The sequence below is a fragment of the Chitinophaga niastensis genome (genome assembly GCF_003014755.1).
GTDB lineage: Bacteria > Bacteroidota > Bacteroidia > Chitinophagales > Chitinophagaceae > Chitinophaga > Chitinophaga niastensis.
On record NZ_PYAW01000005.1, the window covers coordinates 480,946 to 487,577 of the forward strand.

A 6,632-nucleotide genomic window follows, 5' to 3' on the forward strand; every position below is an offset into this window, starting at 1 on the left:
TATTTAAACATGTCTGGCTTTAATCTGATTGATGTTATAGCGTTGTTGGAAAGAGCGAAGGATACTGGTGTCAAAATATCTTTTGTTAATGGAAAGTTGATGATAAAAACAGATGAGCAAAAGGAGGTAGATCCCTCTTTTTTAAATGAGCTGAAGAATAATAAAGCACATTTAATCACCTACTTCAACAAATTAATGCACCGTAATGATACTCCCTCCGCTGGCAGAAAGATAAATATTGCGGATGGGGCAAACAGGCCCGAAAATATCCCATTGTCGTATAGTCAGGAGAGACTATGGTTCATTGATCAGTTGGAAGGTAGTGTGCAATATCATATACCTGCAGCATTAAGGCTAACAGGAAAACTGAATAGGGATGTACTGGCAAAGGCATTCCGCAATATTGTAAACCGCCATGAAATATTACGTACAGTAATAACAGAAGAAAATGGTATTCCTTATCAAAAGGTGCAGGACAAAGACCAGTGGGAGTTAAGCATAACTGCCGCTGATGCTTACTACGAAGACGATGCTGCATTGAATACCTGTATGAAAACACTTGTTGATACCCCGTTTGATTTATCACAGGACCATATGCTTCGGGCCCATCTGATAGTACTGCGGGAAGATGAACATATATTGCTGGTGGTTATGCACCATATAGCTGCTGATGCATGGTCAACAGGTATTATTATACGTGAGTTAATGGCATCGTACAACGATTATCCGGCCGGACTGGAGCCGCAGTTGCCGGCATTGCCTGTTCAGTATGCGGATTATGCGCTCTGGCAAAAGTCTTATTTGTCAACCGGGGTGTTAGAAAAAAAGCTGCATTACTGGAAAGAGAAATTATCAGGAATAACACCAATAGATTTACCTGTTGATTATTTGCGTTCCGCTATGCATAGCACCAGTGGAAGAACAATTTCATTGCATCTTGATGATGAATTATCCGGTCAGTTAAATGCGCTTTCGCAATTACAGGGTACTACTTTATTTATGACGTTACTGGCTGCTTTTAAGGTGTTGATGCACCGGTACAGTAACCAGGATGATATTTGCATTGGTTGCTCTGCGGCGGTGCGCCCCCAAACGGAAGTAAAGGATCTTATTGGCTTCTTTGTAAACACGTTGGCTATCCGCAGTGATTTAAGCAATGATCCTTCGTTTGTTTCTTTGTTGCAGCAGGTAAAACAAACTACGTTAGAGGCATATGACCATCAGGATATACCTTTTGAAAAGGTGGTGGAAGCAGTGGCAAAAGAACGGTATATGGGGAGAAACCCACTTTTTCAGGTCATGTTTGTACTGGAAAATGTGCCCGATGAACCTGAATTTCAGCTGGGGGACGTGCGATGGTCAGCATTGGAAATAGCCCGTACTACTGCCAGGTTTGAAATTACTTTTTCCATAGAGGAAAAAGCACACGGATTAGATATAAGGATTACTTACCGCGATAACCTTTTCAGAGAAGATACCATTGCGCGTATGGCTGGTCATTTTAAGCAGTTATTACAGGCTGTTGTACTTGATCCTGCACAGCATATATCCACTTTACAGCTGTTAACACCGGATGAGGAACACCAGTTGCGCTATGCATTTGGAGGAAGGAAAGAAGAACAGGCAGATAACGGGGCAGAAAATTTTATAACACTTTTCGATAAACAAGCTGCATTAACGCCATCTCATATTGCTGTTGCCTATGAACAGACGGCACTTACTTATGAAGAGCTGAAAGCGCGTGCTGATTGCCTGGCCTGGTACATCCGCAGCCGGGGTATTCAAACGGGTACTTTAGTACCATTGTACATAACTCCTTCTGTTGAAATGCTGGTAGCTTTGCTTGGAATATTAAAGGCAGGCGCTGCATATGTACCCATTGATCCGGATCTGCCGGTTGAACGGATCGATTATATACTGAAAGACACAGGTGCTACACTTATTATCGGATGTAGCCACACCAATCAGCAACTGACTGTTTCCGGTGACAGGGAAATACTGGTAATAGACAGGGATTGGGAGATGATCCGCAGGTTTTCACCTGCATCCGGTTTTGAGCTGCCTGCCCCTGGTGATCTCGCTTATGTAATCTATACATCGGGTAGTACAGGTGTTCCGAAAGGAGTAATGATATCTCATGCAAATCTTGTGGATTATACTTATGGCCTGGCAAAAGTTGTACCTGTGTCTGCATGCCGTTCCTTTGGCTTGTTATCCGGAATAGCAACAGATCTCGGGAACACAGTAATATACAGCAGTCTTGCATGGGGGGGGACTTTACATCTGTTTGCAAAAAATACGCTGAGAGATGCGGAGCAATTGCTGCATTATTTTTCTGAACATGAGATAGACTGTATAAAGATAGTGCCATCGCATTGGAAAGCCCTGGCATTTAACAATCATTTACTGTTACCGGAAAAGTTACTGGTATTCGGTGGGGAAGTATTGGAGCAGGAAGTGCTGGATATGATCCGTAATGCTGGTGGCCGATGCACGGTAGTGAATCATTACGGGCCTACAGAAACAACTGTAGGCAAGCTTTTGCATGTTGTGAATAATGAACATCGCTACGATACTGTTGTGCCAATAGGCAGACCTTTTGGAAATTCTTTCATTTATATATTGAATAAATCGCTAGGGTTATCACCGGTGGGTGTTCCCGGTGAACTGTATATAGGCGGGGCTGGCGTAGGAAAAGGTTATCTGAACAATAAAGCATTAACCTTAAAACAGTTTATAACGGACCCCTGCGATATAACTTCCCCTGCCATGTTTTACAAAACAGGTGACCTGGTTAAATATTTGCCGGATGGGAATGTTTTATTTCTGGGGCGTATGGATGATCAGGTAAAGATACAGGGGTACAGGGTGGAACCGGGAGAAATTACACGGGTATTAAATGAATGTGAACTTGTAAAACATGGTATTGTAATAGCGGAAACAGAAACCGGTGGAATAAACCGGTTGGCAGGGTATATAATAGCCGCCGGGGATTTTGACCGGGAAGCGATATATGCTTATCTGCGCTTACGACTGCCCGATTATATGGTTCCTTCTATCCTGCAGGAAATTGTATCAATGCCATTATTGCCGAATGGTAAGATAGATCGCAAAGCGTTGATGGCTACAGGCAAACTCACAAGCGGATCAACGTATGCACCACCGGTTACTCCAATGGAAAAGCAGCTATCCGCCATTTGGTCTTCCATACTGGAAACAGAACAGATAGGCCTGTATGATGATTTTTTTTCATCAGGAGGTCATTCATTGCTGGCTATCCGCGTTATATCAGCTATGCGTAAGGAAATGGGTCTGGAAGTATCCATTATGGACATATTTGATCATCCTACCATTGCATCACTGTGTGAGGTTTTAAAATATCGCCCTGTAAGTGTGCATGCTGTTCCGTTATTACCAGCTGAAAGACCTGCCCATATTCCTTTATCGTATAGCCAGGAACGTTTATGGTTTATAGATCAGTTGGAGGGCAGCGCGCATTATCATATTCCACACGTATTGGGATTAAAGGGCCATTTGAATAAAGCAGCGTTGTTCTATGCGCTGAATAGCATTGTAAACCGGCATGAAGCGTTACGGACAGTCGTTTACCAGGATGGAGGCAATGCATATCAGTATATACTGGAAAAAGACAAGTGGCAGCCGGAAGAAATAGCAGGAGGTAGCTATAAAGAAGATAAAGCTGCTTTATACGGCCTTATTAATGAGCTGGTTTCCCGGCCATTTGACTTATCCGTTGACCATCCGCTAAGAGTATATCTGATAAAGCTGGACACTGATAATCATGTACTGGTTAGCATCCTGCATCATATTGCATCAGATGGCTGGTCAACCGGGATATTAGTCCGTGAGCTGGAATTATTATATAACGCATATGAGCATAAGGAAAGCGCCACATTGCCTGCATTACCGTTGCAATATGCGGATTATGCCCTATGGCAACGGAAACATATATCCGGTACCGTATTAAACAATCATCTATCCTTTTGGAAACAACAATTGTCAGGACTGCCAATGATTGAACTGCCATTGGATGATGCCCGGCCCGCAATACAGAGCCGTCGTGGAGGAGCCGGAAAGGTGCTGATTGACGGGGAATTGTGTACAGCACTGCGGAATTTATCGCGGAGAGAAGGAGTCACCCTGTACATGACGTTACTCAGTACACTGAATGTATTGTTATATCGCTACAGCGGACAGGAAGACATTTGTATTGGTAGTCCTGTTGCAGGACGCAACCATGCGGATATAGAAGGATTGATCGGTTTTTTTGTCAATACACTGGCTATACGAAGTAATCTGCATAATGCGCTTGCATTTACCTCTTTTCTGTCGCAGGTGAAGCAAACTACCTTGTCTGCCTATGAACATCAGGAAGCACCATTTGAAAAAGTAGTGGAAGAAGTAGTGAGAGATCGTGACTTAAGCCGTCACCCGATATTCCAGGTCATGTTTTCATTACAGCAGGCCAGTGAGGCAACAACACTGCATTTAGGCGATGTTGCGGTAACCGGTATAGATATAATCACCATTACTTCTCAATTCGATCTGAATCTGACATTAGAGGAGAGGGAAGATGGCATAAGCGGGAGTCTGGTGTATTGTGCCGACTTGTTCAGTGAGGCTACAATAGACCGGATGATCGCACATTTTGTACAGTTGCTGAAATCAATCGTATCATCACCGGAAACACCGGTTGGCAGATTAAAAATGTTAAGTACTGCGGAAGAATACGAGTTAACGGCAGCGTTTAATAGTACCACCGCAGACTATGTTGCTGATACCGGTAAAACCATCCTGGACCTGTTCAGCGCACAGGTTGCAAAAACGCCATTTGCAGTGGCTATCACCTTCGGTGACCAGCAACTGAGTTATCAGGAGCTGGACGAGCGTGCCAACAGGCTGGCACATTGCCTGCAGCAAAAAGGCGTACAACCGGAAAGCCTTGTTCCTGTTTGCATAGAACGCTCATTGGAAATGATCATAGCTATGCTGGGTATATTAAAAGCATCAGCTGCTTATGTTCCGATAGACCCGGATTACCCTGAAGAACGAATCAGTTACATACTGCAGGATACGGATGCAGCAGTGATTGTCAGCAGCAGTATATGTGTGAACCGGTTACCGGCATCGTTAAAGGCTATAGTTGTTATTATATCAGCTGACACGGATGATAGTTTTAATGATTATCCGAAAACAGCACCTGCCACCACGCCCCATGCCGGAAACCTGGCGTATGTGATTTACACTTCCGGTTCTACAGGTAAACCCAAAGGTACTTTAATTGAACACAGCAGCGTAGTCAGGTTGTTTGAAACCACTGCTGCCATCTATGATTTTAATAACAAAGATGTGTGGACGATGTTTCACTCCTGTTGTTTTGATTTTTCAGTATGGGAAATGTATGGCGCGCTGTTTTATGGCGGGAGGCTGGTAATAGTGCCTGCAGCTGTAGCCAGAGATACGCTGCTGTTTGGTGAGCTTTTAATAACGGAAGGCGTTACCGTATTGAATCAAACACCGTCGGCTTTTTATGTGCTACAGGATTATTTTATCCGGAATAAAAAAGAAACAGGGATCAGGTATGTGATTTTTGGGGGAGAAGCCCTGAATCCTGTACGTATAAAACCCTGGCTTGAATCGTATGGGTATTGTCGTTTAATCAATATGTATGGGATTACTGAAACTACGGTGCATGTTACTTATCAACCCATGGACCTGGCAGGTGTAAACGGCAGGAGTATAATAGGAAGAGGAATACCCGGTTTAAGTTTGTTTATACTTGATCAGTACCGGCAATTATTGCCTGTAGGAGCTGCCGGTGAGCTGTACGTTGGAGGTGCAGGCCTTGCCAGAGGTTATCTGAACCGGCCGGAATTAACAGCAACAAAATTTATAACACATGCCTTCACTCATGAAGCAAACGTCAGGTTATATAAAACAGGTGATTTATGCCGGTGGCTGCCGGATGGAACCATTGAGTACCTGGGCCGGATAGATAACCAGGTAAAAATCCGCGGATACAGAATTGAACTCGGCGAAATTGAAAATGCATTGCAGGAATCTGAATGGGTGAAAGATGCAGTGGTATTGCACCGGCCTGGCAATAAGACCGAAGCGGAAAATAATAATCAAAGGCTCATTGCTTATATAGTGCCTTCCGGAATTTTTAATGATGATCAAATCCGGATATACCTGAGGAATAAGCTACCGGAATATATGATCCCTGCGCTGTTTATTGAAATGGATCAGCTTCCCCTTACTGCAAATGGTAAAATAAACAAACAGGCTTTGCCTGATCCTGTTTCGCATCAGGGCCCGGCAGGCGAATACGTTGCCCCGAGAAACAGCCTGGAACAAACAATGGCAGACATCTGGAAGCGCATATTAAATATACAACAGGTAGGGATATACGATAATTTCTTCGACCTGGGAGGGCATTCTCTACTGGTTATGCGATTAACCACGGAAATATGGGAGGCTTTTCATGAAAAAATCCCCGTTAAATTATTCTTTCAGTTGGCCACTATTGAAGCATTGGCCCTGCACATAAGCGTAGTTAAAAAAATGCCCCTGACTGAAAATAAACATGTAAGGGTCATCAAACTATGATC

The 6,632-nt window shown here is 43.7% G+C and carries 1 protein-coding gene; it reads left to right on the top strand.

Annotation, left to right across the window (positions count from 1 at the left end; translation table 11 throughout):
* Positions 1–9 precede the first annotated feature (9 nt).
* Positions 10–6,630: a non-ribosomal peptide synthetase gene (locus tag CLV51_RS22890; RefSeq protein ID WP_158267121.1), complete on the top strand. Its 6,621-nt coding sequence runs from the start codon at positions 10–12 to the stop codon at positions 6,628–6,630.
* Positions 6,631–6,632 lie beyond the last annotated feature (2 nt).

Excerpts from the sequence above, each read along its gene's own strand:
- CLV51_RS22890 (WP_158267121.1), top strand. The coding sequence starts at position 10 with ATGTCTGGCTTTAATCTGATTGATGTTATAGCGTTGTTGGAAAGAGCG.